The organism is Lysobacter rhizosphaerae (assembly GCF_054779795.1).
On record NZ_BAAGXO010000001.1, the window covers coordinates 278,170 to 293,810 of the forward strand.

Consider the following 15,641-nt stretch of genomic DNA (forward strand, 5'->3'; position numbering starts at 1 on the left):
CGCCCTGGAGCGCTGATGAATCGATCCACGCCCTACTCCTCGACGCGCTGGCTGGCCGTGCTGCTCGCGTTCCTGCTTCCCTTCGCCGCCAGCGCGCAACAAGGCCTGGAGATCGACATCGTCGGCGGCAACGCGTCCGCCGCGCCCATCGCCGTGATCCCCATGCAGGGCCCGGCCCTGGAGACCGACGTCGCCAAGGTCGTGGCGTCGGACCTCAACCGCTCCGGTGCGTTCCGCAGCCTCGCCGACAAGGACATCGTCGATCGCCCCTCGCGCGGCAGCGAGATCAGCTTCCCGACCTGGGCCGCGCTCAACCAGGACTACATCCTGGTTGGCCGCGTGCTCGATGCCGGTGATGGCGGTTATCGCGTCGAATACGAACTGTTCGATGTCGCCCGCCAGGAACGCCTGCTCGGCTTCGCCCTGAGCGCGCGCGCCAACGCCATGCGCGACGTCGGCCACCAGATCGCCGATGCCGTGTACGAGAAGGTCACCGGCGTCCGTGGCGCCTTCTTCACCCGCATCGCCTACGTCACCGCAACCGGCACCGGCAAGGCGTCGCGCTATGCACTGATGATCGCCGACAGCGACGGCTACAACCCGCAGACCGTGGTGCGCTCCGCCGAGCCGCTGCTGTCGCCGTCGTGGAGTCCCGATGGCGGCAAGCTCGCTTACGTCAGCTATGAGGGCGGCAACTCGTCGATCTACCTGCAGACGATTGCGTCGGGCGCGCGCGAAGTCATCGCCAAGTTCCGCGGCATCAATGGTGCGCCGTCGTTCTCCCCGGACGGCCGCAAGCTGGCGCTGACGCTGTCGAAGGGCGGCAATCCCGAGATCTACGTGATGGACCTCGGCAGCCGCGCGCTGACCCAGGTCACCAACCATTTCGCGATCGATACGTCGGCGGTGTGGAGCGCAGACGGCAGCACCCTGTACTTCACCTCGGACCGCGGCGGCAAGCCGCAGATCTACCAGGCGCCGGCTACCGGTGGCGGTGCCACGCGCGTCACCTTCCAGGGCAGCTACAACGCCGATCCGACCGTCTCCAGCGATGGCAAGAAACTGGCCACCACGCAGCAGAGCGGGGGCGGGTATCGCATCGCGATAATGGACCGCAGTGTCGGTGGCTCGTGGACGAACCTCTCGCCGGGCTCGCTGGACGAATCGCCCAGCTTCGCCCCTAACGGAATGATGATCCTCTACGCCGCACGCGAAGGACACCGCGACGTGCTCTATGCCGTTTCCTCCGATGGCCGCGTGCGCCAGCGCCTGGTGCTTGCCGATGGCGACGTGCGCGAGCCGGCTTGGGGCCCATACCGTATTCGCAGGTAATTCGTTGCCGAAAAAGCGATTGAAAGATTGGAAGCGCTGCGCCCGCCCGGACGCAAGCGCGACCCCGCAACACCGGTCACGCTCCCCTGTTCATGTTGACTGGTAGGCTAATGCAGCATCGTTTCAAATCCCTCCCGGATGCTCGAGACATCTCCCGCACACCCGCTCCAAAGCTCATAGACGAGGAAACCCGATGAACAGCACCACCCGCATTCTTGTTGCCGCACTCCTGTGCGCCACGGCCGTTGCCTGCTCGAAGAAAGTGAAGGAAGTTCCGCCGGTCGAACCCACTCCTGTCGAACAGCCGCCGGTCACCCCGCCCCCGGTCGCAAAGACCGGTTTCGGTCCCGAAGACCTCGACACCGATGCCTGCCTGCGCCAGCGCGTCGTCTACTTCGATTTCGACCAGGACGCGCTGCGTCCGGAATTCCAGGCCATCGTCGCCTGCCACGCCAAGTACCTGCGCGACCGTCCGTCCTCGCGCATGAACCTGGAAGGCAACGCCGACGAGCGTGGCAGCCGTGAATACAACCAGGGCCTGGGCGAACGCCGCGGCAATGCCGTCTCGTCGGCCATCCAGGCCAATGGCGGTTCCGGCAGCCAGGTCAACGTCGTCAGCTACGGCGAGGAACGCCCGACCTGCACCGATTCGACCGAGGACTGCTGGGCCAAGAACCGTCGCGTCGAGATCGTCTACACCGCGAAGTAAGGGCCGACAGGCTCTCGCGCCCTCCCCCAGCACGGGGGAGGGTCGCGGCGAGACCTGAACTTTCCCGTTTCCTCCGGTCAAATACTCCATGCGTCCCAGACTCCTATTCCTGCTGCTCGCTGCATGCGTCGCCTCGGCTCCCGCCGTCGCCCAGCGCGCAAGCCTGGCGGACCGCGTGGCTGCACTCGAAGCCCGCGCCAACAACAACCAGGGCAATGTCGACCTGCTGAACCAGCTCACCCAGTTGCGCACGGAAGTGCAGGCACTGCGGTCGCAGGTGGAAGAACTGCAGCAGCAGAACCAGCAACTGCAGACGACGTCGAAAGCGCAGTACCTCGACCTCGACGACCGTCTCAACCGGCTCGAAGCGCCGGCGCCGGTCGCGACGAAACCGGCCGTGCCGGCGGTCACCAAGCCCCCCGCTTCCACCAAGCCCGCCGCTGCGGCGACGGCGCCCGCCGTGCAGGACAAGGTGCCTGTCGTCTATGGCGACAAGGGCGCGGTCGCCGAGGAACGCGCGGCCTACGACGCTGCGTTCAATGCCCTCAAGGCCGGCCAGTATGTGCAGTCGGCCGGGTTGTTCCAGGATTTCCTCGAGCGGTACCCGAACGGCAGCTACACCCCCAATGCCCTCTATTGGCTGGGCGAGAGCTACTACGTCACCCAGAACTACCCGCTGGCGCAGGAACAGTTCCAATCGCTGCTGGACCGCTATCCGACCCACGACAAGGCGCCGGGCGCCCTGCTCAAGGTCGGGCTCGCGCAATACGGCGCGCGCCAGTACGAAGCCGCCGAACGCACGCTGGGCGAGGTGACCCGCCGCTATCCCGGCACCGACGCCGCCCGCACCGCCGCCGATCGCCTGAACGCCATCCAGCTGGGCCAGATCGGCAACAACAAGTAAGGCCGACCTGGCCGGCCGCTCCCGGCGGAGCCGCGGGGGCCGCACGTTACAATGGCGGCATGAACGCCGTTGTCAGCGAAATTCCCGGCGAGGCGGCTGCCTCCGCGGAACGCCTCAAGATCACCGAAATCTTCCTCTCGCTGCAGGGCGAGGCCCGCGAGGCGGGCTGGCCGACCGTCTTCGTGCGCCTGACCGGTTGCCCGCTGCGCTGCCAGTACTGCGATACCGCCTACGCCTTCCATGGCGGCGAGTGGTGGACCATCGACGCCATCCTGGCGGAAGTCGCCAGGCAAGGCGTCCGCCATGTCTGCGTCACCGGCGGCGAGCCGCTCTCGCAGAAGCGCTGCATCCAGCTGCTGCAGAAGCTGTGCGATGCAGGTCATGCGGTATCGCTGGAAACCTCCGGTGCCATCGACATCGCCGAGGTCGACCCGCGGGTGTCGCGTGTGCTCGACATCAAGACACCCGGCTCGCTGGAAGTGCATCGCAACCTATGGTCCAACGTGGCATTGCTGACGCCGCACGACCAGGTCAAGTTCGTGATCTGCTCGCGCGAGGACTACGACTGGGCCAAGGCGATCGTTGCCGAGCACCGCCTGGCCGGGATCTGTGACGTGCTGTTCTCGCCGAGCTATGCACAGGTGACGCCACGCGAACTGGCCGACTGGATCGTCGCCGATCGCCTGCCGGTGCGCTTCCAGATGCAGTTGCACAAGCTCCTGTGGAATGACGAACGCGGGCGGTAGGCCGCGTCGAACGTTCCTGGCCAAACGAATCCACTTCCACCAGCACGCCATGAAAAAAGCCGTCGTCCTCGTTTCCGGAGGCATGGACTCCGCCGTCGTCATCGCCATGGCACGCGAACAGGGCTTCGCCGTGCACGCGCTGAGCGTGCGCTACGGCCAGCGCCACACATCCGAACTCGACGCGGCCGATCGCGTGTCGCGCACGTTGGGCGCGGTGGCGCACAAGACCGTCAATGTCGACCTGCGCAGCATCGGCGGCTCCGCGCTGACCGACGAAGCGATCCAGGTACCCACCGACGTCGATGGCCATGCCATCGGTGCCGCCGCGGCCAAGGACGCCATTCCCGTCACCTATGTCCCGGCACGCAACACGATCATGCTGTCGATGGCGCTGGGCTGGGCCGAAGTCCTGGGTGCCAGCGACATCTTCTGCGGCGTGAACGCCGTGGATTACTCGGGTTATCCCGATTGCCGCCCCGAATTCATCGCCGCATTCCAGAGCCTGGCCAACCTCGCGACCAAGGCGGGCGTCGAAGGCGCGGGCATCCGCGTGCATGCGCCGCTGCAGTTCCTGAGCAAGGCCGACATCGTGCGTGAAGGCCTGCGCCTGGGCGTGGATTTCAGCGAAACCGTGTCGTGCTACCTGGCCGACGCCGAAGGACGTGCCTGCGGCCACTGCGACGCCTGCCGCCTGCGCGCCGAAGGCTTCGCCGCGGCCGGCGTCGCCGATCCCACCCGCTATGCCTGAAGCCGCGCATCGGGTCCTGCAGGAAAGCGCGGGCCTGCGCTAGAATGCGCACCCCGGCGCAAGGCCGGGATGCGGCGAAGAAGCCGTTCTGCAACACGTGGGTCGTTAGCTCAGTCGGTAGAGCATCGGACTTTTAATCCGCTGGTCGTCGGTTCGATTCCGACACGACCCACCATCCAGTCTTACGGCTATCGCCAAGCCTGAGAAAAACCGCCTTTCATGCGCGCGCTATTTGCGCGAGGCCTCGGTCAGGGCATCGGCCTGTGGGGCGTTGAGGTACAGATCGGGGAATTGACCGCCGAACTTCTCCCCCATCAGCCGGGAGAACTCCAAAGTGGCGTCGAGCGGGTAGTGGTGGATCAGCAGGGAATCCGCTTCACCGTCTTCGTTCGTATGCACGATGATGGAGCACTCCACGGGCATTCCGTTGATGCTCGATCGATACGACTCCATGAAGAACCCGCTGCCGAAGTCGCCGTAGTGCGTGTAGTCCTGGAATTCGTAAAGGGTGCGTGCATGCGAAAGGAGGGTAAGGATGTTGTCCTTGCCGTGAACGGGGCGTTTGAGGACGGCGCCTTCGAGCGTTGCGTTCTGCGCGATCTTCCCGAGCCACGGCGGCGGGCCGGAGGGGCGGGGCAGCGTGGGGGCGGTTTCGGTGAATTTCATGATTCAAACCAGGATGGATATCGGCTGACAGGGGATGTGGCTAGTTGCGGCCGTATCGCGCCGTCAGCCTCGCGTGAACTCCGCCGCATGTAGCTTGGCGAACTCGCCCGTGCTCATCGCCGGCTTGCCTGTGAGTTTGAATACGTCGTCGGTCGCCCGGTCGTAGCGGCCTTGCGTGTGCAGGTCGGCCATCACCGCCAGGTGGCTGATCAAATGCTGCGGAACGCCGAACTCGCGTAGCTTCTCGGTCCACGGCGCCACCGGTACGTCGCGATAGCGGATCGTGCGGCCGAGCGCCTCGGAGAACGCGCGAGCGTGCTGGTCCACGTCGACCGATTCCGGGCCGGTGAGGTTGTAGATCTGCCCGATGTGCGGCGCCGGGTTGTCGAGGATCGTCGCGACGACGCGTGCCACGTCGTATGCGGAGATGGGGGAGGTCCTGGCATGTCCGAGCGGAAGTGCGAGTTCGTCGTTCTCGCGGACGCCCGTGGCGCCCAGGCGCAGGAAGAAGCCTTCCAGGAAAACGGTCGGACGCACGTTGACGACCGGGAGGCCCGACCACGCCAACACCTGTTCTGCCAGCCAGTGAAGCTTGTGTTGCGGACTGTCGGTGGTGTCGTTGATGCCCATCTGCGACACGGTCATCTGCGACATGTTGACGAGGGCCTCTACGCCATGGTGGCGGGCGACCGCGGCCACGTTGACCGTCGCCTCCAGATAGGCTGCGGAGATCGACATGCCGAAGTAGATGCGCTTGCAGCCTTCAATGGCACGGTGCACCGACTGGAGATCGGTCAGGTCGCCGACGACGACCTCGGCGCCGAGCTTGCGCAGGTTCTCGGCGCGTTCGTCTTCGCGCCGCACCAGTGCGCGGACCTTGTGGCCCTTGGCCAGCAACATGGCAACGACGTTGCGACCGATGGCGCCGACGTCACCGGCAGCGCCCGTGACCAGGATGGGGCTTTCGTTTGAAGTATTCATGAGGACGTTGTTCCGCGGTGTGCGATCAGAGGATTTCAAAGCCGCCTGCGGCATCGTTCGCCGACCGGGCGTTGCGTTCATGGAAGTTCGCCGTAGGCGTACGATCGATCAGGAGGCTCAGAAGCTCCGGACGGTTGTAGTGACCGACCGAGTCCATCAGCAGCTTGCGGCGGTCGATCATGCTGAAATCGAGGTCGGCGATGACTTCGCCTTCGCCCTCGCGAAGAGGCTCGCCGATCAGCATTCCGTCCGGCGTGACGATCGTGGTGAAGCAGCCGCCGGAGATCGGGCCGATCGAGCAGCCGGTGTCCTTCATGATCTGCGCCTGCTGGTCGGCATCGAGCCAGGCGGTTGCGTTCACCACGAAGCAACCCGATTCCAGGGCGTGCTGGCGGATGTTGATCTCCATGCGCTGCGCGAAGCCCTCGCCGAAGGCCGAGCCCGGGTACATGGCGGAATGTATCTGCTCGCCATCGGCCATCATGGCGTAGCGGGCGAGCGGGTTGTTGTGCTCGAAGCAGGCCAGCTGGCCGATTCGCCCAACTTTGGTATCCGCCGCGCGCAGGCCCGAGCCATCGCCCTGGCCCCAGACCATGCGTTCGAAATGTGTCGGCGTGATCTTGCGACGACGCTGCACGAGCGTGCCGTCAGCATCGAAGAGCAGCTGCGTGTTGTAGATGGTGCCGCCGTCGCGCTCGTTGACGCCGATGGACACCACCATGTTGGCTTCGCGCGCAGCTTGGGCAATCGCATCCGTGGCGGGGGAGGGGACCGTCACGGCCTGCTCCAGCAGGCGCATGTGTTCCTTGCCTGACAACAGCTCGATGCCCGTCTGCACTGCAGCGAAGTAGGGGTAGTACGGCACCACGGTTTCCGGGAAGGTGGCGAACTGCACTCCCTTCTGGCCGAGTTCGCGAATCTTGCGAACAACTTTTTCAATGGTGGCTTCCCGGCTGTAGAGCACGGGGCTGATCTGTACTGCGGCGGCCTTTACGGTGGTCATGATGATTGGTTCTCGGAGATAAGGTGTAGATACAACATGCGTGATAAAAAAAGGGAGTTATCCGGCCAGCTCTTCAACGGGCAGGCCCGCAGACAGCTGCACGATGGCAGATGCACCGTCAACACCGAGTAGCTGTTTCGCCTTGACCTGGGCCGTGCGCCAGGCCGGCATGGCCCTGGCGAGCAGATCCCGGCCAGCCTTGGAAATCAGGATGGGGCGGCTGCGCCCTTTCTCCGGAATGATCTCCTCCGCCCAGCCCTGGTCCAGCACCAACTGCAGATTGCGCGTGGACGTCGATCGCTCCTGGTGGTTGGCGCGGCCAATCTCGGCGCGACTGGCACCGTCCCTGCCGGCGATGAGCACCAGCAAGGAGAACTGCGACGAACTCAATCCGTACGGACGCAGTTCCTGGTCGTAGAGGCTGGTAATGACCCGGGAGATGCGGCGAGTACGGGTCATCAGACAGTGCCGGGTCACCTCGGAGACGAGGCTGGCGGCTTCTGATTTGGAATGGCGCTGGGTGTTCATGGAGCGAACAATAGTGCATATACACCATGGCGTCAACTCCCTCCGAAGACCGAGCCCCCGTGGGGGGGCGCGAACCATTCAGGTTAGGGCTTCAGGCGAGCAAGTACGGCGTCGACCTTTACCTTAAGCGCCTAGTTGGTTTCACCGTCATTTTTCGCGGGCGTGCACTCGCCAATTCAATGGCAAAGCGCCCAACTTTCTGCAGCGAAGCTTCCACGCGTGACGTAAAGGGATGGCCGAAATTGATACGCACGCAGTTCCTGAAATCCATTGACGCAGAGAACATCGGCCCCGGCGCGATGCTGATGCCGGCTGCCCTCGCCTGGCCATGCAGGGCAAGTGAATCGACCGCCTCTGGCATTTCCACCCACAGGAAGTAGCCGCCGGCGGGTCGGCTTACCCGGGTGGCCACGGGAAAGAAACGGCTGATCGCCTCGATGTAGTGGTCGCGATTCTTCCTGAGGGTGAGCCGCAGTTCGCGCAGGTGCTTCTCGTGGCTGCCGCGCTGGAGATACCGGGCGATGCCGACTTGCGCAGGCAACGAGGTCGCGATCGACGAGGTCAGCTTCTGGTAGGTGACCGCGCGCAGGAACCGTCCCGGACTCGTCCAGCCCACGCGATAGCCCGGCGCCAACGTCTTGGAGAACGAGCTGCAGTGCATCACCCAGCCTTCGGAATCGAACGCTTTGAGGGGAACCGGGCGCCGTCCATCGAAGTAGAGTTCGCCGTATACGTCATCTTCGATCAAAGGAAGCCCGTACCGCGTGACCAGGGACACGAGTGCTTTCTTCTTTTCCTCGCTCATGGTGCTGCCGAGCGGGTTCTGGAAATTCGTCATCAGCCAGCAGGCCTTGGGGCGGTGGCGCACGATGGCGGCCTCCAGCGCAGCCAGGTCAACGCCTTCGCGGGGATCGGTGGCGACCTCCACCGCATGCAGTCCCAATCGCTCCAGGGCCTGCAGGCAGGCATAGAAGCACGGCGACTCGACCAGGACGGCGTCGCCTGGCTTGCAGACGGCGCCAAGGCAAAGGTTGAGCGCTTCCATCGCGCCATTGGTCACGACAATCCAGTCCGGCCGGATCTGGACGCCATCGATGAGGTAACGCAGGGCGATCTGCTGGCGCAACGCCGAGTTGCCGGGAGCCATGTCGTCGATGGTCTCCCACGGATCGAGTTTGGGTGCCGACATGGCCGTGGCGCGGCCGAGACGCTCGAGTGGAAACAGTCGCGGACTTGGGAACGCCGAGCCCAGGGGAACAACGTCCCGCGACATCGCTGACTCGAGGATTCCGAGGACCAGTTCGCTGATCGCCACCGGGCGCGCTTCGCCGCCGGGCTGCGATGTCCGCTCTGGTTCGGGCGCCAGTGCCTGCGCGGGTTGTGCCACGTAGTAACCGGAGCGTGCCTTGGATCGGATGAGGCCGCGTGCTTCGAGAAGGTAGTAGGCCTCGAAGACCGTCGCCGGGCTCACGCGGCGAATGCTGCTCGCGACACGCACGGAAGGCAGTTTGTCGCCGGGCCGCAACGTGCCGTTCTGGATCGAGGCGGTGAATTCCGCCGCGAGCATTTCATAGCGCTTCATGGCGCGGGGCTTCATGACGCGGTGTTCGCCCGCGCTCGACTGATCGCGAACAGAAGCCTGAAAGGGAGAGATCTGTTATCCACCCCGCAAAGGCTAGCACCGAGCCCATTACCGTGGTCGCGTCGCTTGGGACAGCGGTGAAGGGCGATGGCCGGGAATCCTGAATCAGCGCATCTGATCTGGTTTTTCGCCCCTGTATCTGCGCCTTACGGCTCTGTTGCTGCGAGCGTAGCCTGCACGCGCCTTCCCCCGTGCACAGCCGTTCCATGAACCCCACCGCACTCCTCCTGGCGACCTTCATCCTGTCGGTTGCTGGCCTGTTCGCCTTCATCTGGTCGCTGCGCAAGGGGCTCTTCGAACAGGACTCCAGCGGCGCCGAAGTGATCTTCGCGCCGGAAGAAATCGGCCGCTTCGACGATCCGGCCAATGGCGTCGCGCGCCTCGCCGCACACAGTATCGAGCAGCAGGCCGAACTGCGTGACCGCGCCGCGGCCGACCGTGCCACGGCGGTGCCGGTATTCGTGCTCTTCACCTTCGCGGTCGTGTGGCTGCTGGTGGGCTCGGCGGCGGGTCTGCTCAGTTCGATCAAGCTTCACGCCCCCGATCTGCTGGTGGAGCAGGCCTGGCTCACGTTCGGTCGGCTGCGCACCGTGCATCTGAACGTCGTCGCCTATGGCTGGGTGCCGATGGGACTGCTGGGGCTGGTGGTCTGGCTGCTGCCGCGCCTGCTGCGCACGCCGCTGCAGTTCCCCCGTCTCATCATCACCGGTGCGTTCATCTGGAACGGCGGCCTCGTCGCCGGCATCTTCGGCCTCGCCAACGGCCTGAGCACGGGCATGGAATGGCTCGAGATTCCCTGGTACATCGGCACGGCGTTCGCGATCGGCGGCATGATGATCGGCCTGCCGATGGTCGCCATGCTGCGCCAACGCCGCGTGCATCATCTGTACGTGTCGGTCTGGTACATGGGGGCCGCGCTGTTCTGGTTTCCGATCCTGTACATCGTCGCCAACATCCCGGGTCTCCACTTCGGCGTGGAGCAGGCGACGATGAACTGGTGGTACGGGCACAACGTGCTCGGGCTGTTCTACACGCCACTGTCGATCGCGTGCATCTACTACTTCCTGCCCAAGGTGATCGGGCGCCCGGTGCAGTCCTACAACCTCTCGTTGCTGGGCTTCTGGACGCTGGCGTTCTTCTACGGCCAGGTGGGCGCACATCACCTGATTGGTGGCCCGATCCCGGAATGGCTGGTCACGCTGTCGATCGTGCAGAGCGTGATGATGCTGGTCCCGGTACTGGCGTTCACGACCAACATTCACCTGACGCTCAAAGGCCATTTCCGCACGCTCAAGCGATCGCACACGCTCCGCTTCATCGTGTTCGGCGCGATGATGTACACCCTGGCCTCGGTGCAGGGCTCCTTCGAGGCGCTGCGCTCGTTCAACTCGATCACGCACTTCACCCATTTCACCGTCGCCCACGCCCACATCGGCATGTACGGGTTCGTGTCGATGGTGCTCTTCGGCGGCATGTACTTCGCGGTACCGCGCGTCCTCGACGTCAACTGGCCGAAGCCGGCGTTGATCTCCCTCCATTTCTGGCTCGTGGTCGCGGGGTTCGGCACCTACATCGTGATGCTCAGCATCGGTGGTGTCCTGCAGGGGCTGAGCTTGCTGGACGGCGCCAAGCCTTTCATCGAATCGGTGAAGGCGACCCATCCCTGGCTGATCGGCCGCAGCGTCGGCGGTTCGCTCATGACGATCGGGCACATCGTGTTCGCCGTTCACTTCTACCTGGCGCTCAAGGCCGCCGAGCGCCAGCGCCTGGCCATCGCCGCTGCAGTGCGGAGTAACGCGCAGGCCCCGGCCCCCCTGACCGTGATCAACTGAGATGGAAAACGAAGTCAAACTCGTCGTCGGCGCGGTGCTGACGCTCGCGCTGGCCACTACCGCGATGATCGCCGCTCCCTTCCTGCAGCTCAAGGAAGTGCCTCCGCCAGCTGGGCTCAAACCCTATACGGCTCAGGAGCTCCGCGGCCGCCAGGTCTACATCGCCAACGGCTGCATGGCGTGCCACACGCAGCAGCCCAGCGCCACGGGCGCCGGGCGTGCCGACGCATCGCGCGGCTGGGGGCGTCCTTCGGTCGCCGCGGACTACTTCTACGATCGACCGACACTGCTCGGCACCATGCGCACGGGACCCGATCTGTTCAATGTCGGTGACCGCATCCCGTCGGAAGACTGGCACTACGGGCATCTGTACCAGCCGCGTGCCTATGTGCCGGCGAGCGTGATGCCGGCGTTTCCGTTCCTGTTCGAGTCGGTCGTCAGTGTCGAGATCAGGCCCGGTCAGTACACGGTGCCGCTGGCGGAAACGGCGAAACCGCCTGGCCGCGAGATCGTGCCGACGCAGGATGCCAAGGATCTGGTCGCTTACCTGAAAGCGATGCGCCGCAAGTACGACGCCACCGAGCCCACCGACGCGGCAAAAGCGAAGGCCGTGGCCACCGCCATCCGCAACGGCGCGTCTGCAGGGGGAGCACACTGATGGACGTCAACAAAGCGGCCTCCGTTCGCGACACCGAGAATCCTGATCCGCAGGAACTCAACCGCCCGGTGCCGAAGATCCTGTTGGCACTGATCGCCCTGTTGCTCGGGTGGGCGGTCTACTACATCGCCACGCATGCGTCGGATCAGGCAAGTTCGGTCGCACCGAAGACCGAGCGGCCACCAGTTGCCGCGCCACAGGCGTCGACCGGCTAGCACCGGGCATCACTCGCATGGGGCGCCACCGCCTTCTGATCGGGAGTCTTTTCGTCGGGCTGGCTGCCTGGGCCGTGGTGCTGTGGACGCAGATCAGCCCGCCCACCGACCTGGCTCGTTTGAAGGCGCCTGTCGCGGTGCGATCTTCCGCCGCGAGCCGACGCATCACGCCTGCGGAGCTGTACGCGACGACGTGCGCGAGCTGCCACCAGAGCGCAGGCCAAGGGCGATTCCCTGTGTTTCCCCCGCTGGCCGGCTCCCCGTGGGTGAAGGGGGAGCCCGACCGGCTCGCCGCACTCACGTTGCACGGCCTCAGCGGTCCCGTCGACGTCAACGGAGTGGACTACGCGGGCCTGATGCCAGGCTTCACTCACCTCAACGATCGCGAGATAGCCGAGGTGCTGAACTACGTGCGTACTTCATGGGGCAACAACGCGGCGTCGCTCACGGAGGCTGACGTTGCGGCGGTACGCACGCGCACCGGCGACCGCCGTATTCCCTGGACTGCGGCCGAGCTGGCGGCGGATGACGAGACAAACCCATGAGCATCACGCCACGGATGCTCCCGACCTGGCTGGCGCTTGCGGCGATCGCGGTCGTGACCATGCTCGGCGCCTACCACGTCACGCACGGCTTCCGTGCCGTCACCCGCGACCAGGCCCGACAGCAGGCACTGGCAGCGTCGCCACACGTGTTGCCGTCCATTCCCCTCGTTGACAGCCATGGGCAGCGAACGGAACTCAGGCAGATTGCCGGCGGGAAGCCGTTCACCGTCGTTACGCTGGTCTATACACAGTGCACGTCGCTGTGCCTGCTGACGGCATCGAGCGAATCGTATCTGCAAACGAAACTGCGCGACGCCGGATTGCAGGAGCAGGTCGGCCTGCTGACCATCAGCTTCGATCCGGCTCGGGATACGCCCGAGGAACTGGCGAGCTATGCCCGGCGCATGAAAGCTGACGCCACGACGTGGACGATCGCGACCGTCGCCGATTCGTCCGATCTCGGCCGCCTCCTGGATACCTTCGGCATCGTTGTCCTTCCGGACGGCGACGGCGGCTACACGCACAACGGTGCGCTGTTCCTCGTCGATCGGCACGGACGTCTCTTCGATGCGCTCGATCCGGAGGCCGCGGACCAGGCGTTCGATCGCCTCGCACAGCAGGTGCATGCGCAGTGACCTGTTCGTCCTGGAAGGCGATTGCTCCGGGCGCCGCATTGGCGGCACTCGCGCTGCTCCAGCCCTGGCTCGAACAGCGGATGCTCACCCACATGGTGCTCGAGCTGCCGCTGCTCTTCGCGATCGGCTGGTGGAGCGCAATGTCGATCGCGCGATCGGGGCCGGGCTGGTTGCGCTACATCAACGCCGGCGGCCTCAGTGGACTCGCCGTGGCGATGGTGATCTCCGCGCTCTGGATGCTGCCGTTGTCGCTCGATGCAGCCGTGCTGGGCCCTGCCGTCGGATGGCTCAAGGTCGCCTCGGTCCTGCTGGCTGGCTGGCTGACCTGCATCTCGCTGCGTGAAGCGCGCCCCACGATACAGGCCTTCTTTGTTTTGAACTGGGCGTGGATGACCGGTGCCGCAGGCGTCCTGTACCAACAGGCCCCCGAACGCCTGTGCAGCACCTACCTGCTGGGCGATCAGGCATGGGCTGGCCGAGGCCTCGTCGCGCTTGCTGTCGTCGTCGCGGCTACGTGGATAGTGCTGGCCTTCCGCGATCGTCCCACCACCGAACACTCTCCCGACTGCTGACACGCCATGCTCAAGCCGCTTCCCCGACTTCGTCTCCAGGGCTTCAACAACCTGACGAAAGCCCTCTCGTTCAACATCTACCACGTCAGCTACGCGCGTACGGAAGACGAGCGGCACCGCTACGTCCAGTACATCGACGAGGCTTACAACGCGGATCGGCTCGCCGGGATCCTGGTCGAGGTCGCGGACATCATCGGCGCGAATGTCCTGAACATCGCAAAGCAGGACTACGATCCGCAGGGCGCATCGGTCACGATGCTGATTTCCGAGGAACCCATTGCGAATCCTTCGCCAACCGGCCATCGGCCGGTCGCGGAGACGGCGCTGGGACACCTCGACAAGTCGCACATCACCGTCCACACCTATCCGGAGATCCACCCCGGCAATGGAATCGCGACGTTCCGGGCGGATGTCGATGTGGCGACCTGCGGGCTGATCTCGCCGCTGAAGGCCCTCAACTACCTTATCGAGACCTTCGAATCGGATATCGTTGTCGTCGACTATCGCGTTCGTGGCTTTACCCGCGACGTCCGGGGGCAGAAGCATTACATCGACCACAAGATCAACTCCATCCAGGACTTCCTGTCCAGGGACTTCCTGCAGCGGTACCAGCACATCGACGTGAACGTGCGGCAGGAGAACATGTTCATGACCAAGATGCGCCTGCGCGAGTTTGATCTTGACGCGCATCTTTTCGATGCCACCGCCGCGGTGCTGGGCTTCCGCGAACGGATCGCCATCGAGAACAAGCTGCGTTGGGAGATCGAGGAACTTTATCTCGGGCGGGCGATGTTGCGCTGACTTCGCGAAGGCGGCAGCGCCGCCTCCGTTGAGCCCCGCGGTTCTACTTGAGTCGTCCTTGCGCTCGAAGGCTGCGCCCAATCTCCTGGATGCGATTCTCGCCACGTATCAGCGATTGAAGGCTCGTGTGAACCGAGTAATAGCCCAGCACCAGCTCGTGCGGGTGCCTTGCCGCCGAGCCGAATACGAATTCCGTGTCCTGCGTGGCGAAGAACTCGATGGCCTGGTCACCGTCTTCGAAGGCAACCATTTCCCCTGCTTCGATCGGCTCGTGGACCGCCAGAGATCCGATGCTGACCGCAGCCCACGCGACCTCGTGGCCCAGCGGCGGCTGGTATCGCCAGCTTTCTCCCGCCTTGAGCTTCACGGAGAAGTAATTGACAGGCGAAGGCGCGTCGATGACGCCCGCAGCCTGCCCGTACTGGCCGAGCAGAACGGTCACTGGTCCCTCGCTCTGTAACTGAGATGGGCCGATGTACTTGCTGTAGGGCTGCGCGAGTTCGTCAGAAGGCGGCAATGCGAGCCAGACCTGGAACCCTCGCAAGCGATCGGAATTTCCAAATCCGCCGCCGTGCCAAGCTCCGCTGCCGGCACGCATCCATTCCATCCATCCGGCCTCCACTTGCCCTTTGCGTCCCAGATCGTCTTCGTAATCGACCGAACCCTCGAGCAACCAGGTAAGTGTCGCGATACCAGAATGCGGGTGCAGCCCCATCTCGATCTTGTTGCTGGATGGATTCCTTGCATCAATAAGGTCGAGGAAGACGAAAGGCTTCAGCCTTTCGCCGAGGTCCGAAGGACTCATCAGGCGGGTAATAGGCCCGTGTGTCCTGCCGCGCGTGCGGTAGACGATCGCGCGGTGGCCGCGCATATCGGTGGTTGTCTCTCTTAGAGGCTTAGCAGCGTGCATGTTCATAAGGTCTCCAATAGTCGAGGCGCACGCGATCCCGGGTGCGATACACGGAATGCCGCATGACGCCAGGGCTTGCCCTACAGAAGAATCTAGGGAGCGCACGTCATGTTCAGTAGTCGTCGTAGGCGGATTTCATCCAGCCACGGGTGGATGTAATGGCCACGCTCAGAGACGAATGCCCGGCCACGCTGCTGCGCGACGGCGGCGTTGT

General features: G+C 64.5%; 18 protein-coding genes and 1 tRNA gene. 13 read left to right on the forward strand and 6 right to left on the reverse strand.

Annotated features, from left to right (window positions below; all coding sequences use genetic code 11):
- The first annotated feature begins 15 nt into the window (after window positions 1-15).
- The 6 genes from tolB (at window position 16) to ACYVGE_RS01280 (ending at window position 4,614) form a co-directional block, all read left to right on the forward strand.
- Complete coding sequence (gene tolB / locus ACYVGE_RS01255) at window positions 16-1,332, forward strand: Tol-Pal system beta propeller repeat protein TolB (RefSeq protein ID WP_460726340.1); 1,317 nt, start codon at window positions 16-18, stop codon at window positions 1,330-1,332.
- 193 nt (window positions 1,333-1,525) lie between these two features.
- Window positions 1,526-2,041, forward strand: a complete 516-nt coding sequence (gene pal, locus ACYVGE_RS01260; protein ID WP_310050950.1) for a peptidoglycan-associated lipoprotein Pal — start codon at window positions 1,526-1,528, stop codon at window positions 2,039-2,041.
- A gap of 88 nt (window positions 2,042-2,129) precedes the next feature.
- Complete coding sequence (gene ybgF / locus ACYVGE_RS01265) at window positions 2,130-2,945, forward strand: tol-pal system protein YbgF (protein ID WP_460726343.1); 816 nt, start codon at window positions 2,130-2,132, stop codon at window positions 2,943-2,945.
- 59 nt (window positions 2,946-3,004) lie between these two features.
- A complete protein-coding gene (gene queE, locus ACYVGE_RS01270; protein ID WP_310050955.1) occupies window positions 3,005-3,691 on the forward strand; it encodes a 7-carboxy-7-deazaguanine synthase QueE in 687 nt (228 codons plus the stop codon).
- 49 nt (window positions 3,692-3,740) lie between these two features.
- Entirely contained in the window at window positions 3,741-4,439 is a 699-nt protein-coding gene (queC, locus tag ACYVGE_RS01275) for a 7-cyano-7-deazaguanine synthase QueC (protein ID WP_460726345.1), read from the forward strand.
- 99 nt (window positions 4,440-4,538) lie between these two features.
- A tRNA-Lys gene (locus ACYVGE_RS01280) sits at window positions 4,539-4,614 on the forward strand.
- A 53-nt stretch (window positions 4,615-4,667) separates the two neighbouring features.
- On the opposite strand, the gene ACYVGE_RS01285 is transcribed toward ACYVGE_RS01280, so the two are convergent.
- The 5 genes from ACYVGE_RS01285 to ACYVGE_RS01305 form a co-directional block, all read right to left on the reverse strand.
- Window positions 4,668-5,105: a hypothetical protein gene (locus ACYVGE_RS01285; RefSeq protein WP_460726347.1), complete on the reverse strand. Its 438-nt coding sequence runs from the start codon at window positions 5,103-5,105 to the stop codon at window positions 4,668-4,670.
- A gap of 63 nt (window positions 5,106-5,168) precedes the next feature.
- Window positions 5,169-6,086, reverse strand: a complete 918-nt coding sequence (locus tag ACYVGE_RS01290; protein WP_460726349.1) for an NmrA family NAD(P)-binding protein — start codon at window positions 6,084-6,086, stop codon at window positions 5,169-5,171.
- 25 nt (window positions 6,087-6,111) lie between these two features.
- Window positions 6,112-7,089 (reverse strand): carbon-nitrogen hydrolase family protein, encoded by a 978-nt coding sequence (locus ACYVGE_RS01295; RefSeq protein WP_460726351.1) that lies wholly within the window; start codon window positions 7,087-7,089, stop codon window positions 6,112-6,114.
- 57 nt (window positions 7,090-7,146) lie between these two features.
- Window positions 7,147-7,617, reverse strand: coding sequence for a MarR family winged helix-turn-helix transcriptional regulator (locus ACYVGE_RS01300; protein ID WP_460726353.1), 471 nt, complete (start codon window positions 7,615-7,617; stop codon window positions 7,147-7,149).
- Window positions 7,618-7,735: 118 nt separating this feature from the next.
- Window positions 7,736-9,199: an aminotransferase-like domain-containing protein gene (locus ACYVGE_RS01305; protein ID WP_460726355.1), complete on the reverse strand. Its 1,464-nt coding sequence runs from the start codon at window positions 9,197-9,199 to the stop codon at window positions 7,736-7,738.
- A 266-nt stretch (window positions 9,200-9,465) separates the two neighbouring features.
- Here ACYVGE_RS01305 and ACYVGE_RS01310 point away from each other — a divergent pair, with 266 nt between their 5' ends.
- The 7 genes from ACYVGE_RS01310 to speD are packed head-to-tail and all read left to right on the forward strand — an operon-like array spanning window position 9,466 to window position 14,517.
- A complete protein-coding gene (locus ACYVGE_RS01310; RefSeq protein WP_460726357.1) occupies window positions 9,466-11,091 on the forward strand; it encodes a cbb3-type cytochrome c oxidase subunit I in 1,626 nt (541 codons plus the stop codon).
- Window position 11,092: 1 nt separating this feature from the next.
- On the forward strand, window positions 11,093-11,749 hold the full coding sequence (locus ACYVGE_RS01315; protein ID WP_460726359.1) for a cbb3-type cytochrome c oxidase subunit II: 657 nt from the start codon (window positions 11,093-11,095) through the stop codon (window positions 11,747-11,749).
- Window positions 11,749-11,964 carry a hypothetical protein gene (locus ACYVGE_RS01320; protein ID WP_460726361.1) on the forward strand — a complete coding sequence of 72 codons (216 nt, stop codon included), beginning with the start codon at window positions 11,749-11,751 and terminating at the stop codon, window positions 11,962-11,964. Before ACYVGE_RS01315 ends, ACYVGE_RS01320 begins: the two co-directional genes overlap by 1 nt.
- A 17-nt stretch (window positions 11,965-11,981) precedes the next feature.
- Window positions 11,982-12,509, forward strand: coding sequence for a c-type cytochrome (locus ACYVGE_RS01325; protein ID WP_460726363.1), 528 nt, complete (start codon window positions 11,982-11,984; stop codon window positions 12,507-12,509).
- Window positions 12,506-13,144: an SCO family protein gene (locus ACYVGE_RS01330; protein ID WP_460726365.1), complete on the forward strand. Its 639-nt coding sequence runs from the start codon at window positions 12,506-12,508 to the stop codon at window positions 13,142-13,144. Before ACYVGE_RS01325 ends, ACYVGE_RS01330 begins: the two co-directional genes overlap by 4 nt.
- A complete protein-coding gene (locus tag ACYVGE_RS01335) occupies window positions 13,141-13,716 on the forward strand; it encodes a hypothetical protein (protein WP_460726367.1) in 576 nt (191 codons plus the stop codon). Before ACYVGE_RS01330 ends, ACYVGE_RS01335 begins: the two co-directional genes overlap by 4 nt.
- 6 nt (window positions 13,717-13,722) lie before the next feature.
- On the forward strand, window positions 13,723-14,517 hold the full coding sequence (gene speD, locus ACYVGE_RS01340) for an adenosylmethionine decarboxylase (RefSeq protein WP_460726369.1): 795 nt from the start codon (window positions 13,723-13,725) through the stop codon (window positions 14,515-14,517).
- 43 nt (window positions 14,518-14,560) lie between these two features.
- On the opposite strand, the gene ACYVGE_RS01345 is transcribed toward speD, so the two are convergent.
- Window positions 14,561-15,433, reverse strand: a complete 873-nt coding sequence (locus ACYVGE_RS01345) for a pirin family protein (RefSeq protein ID WP_460726371.1) — start codon at window positions 15,431-15,433, stop codon at window positions 14,561-14,563.
- Between the last annotated feature and the right edge of the window lie 208 nt (window positions 15,434-15,641).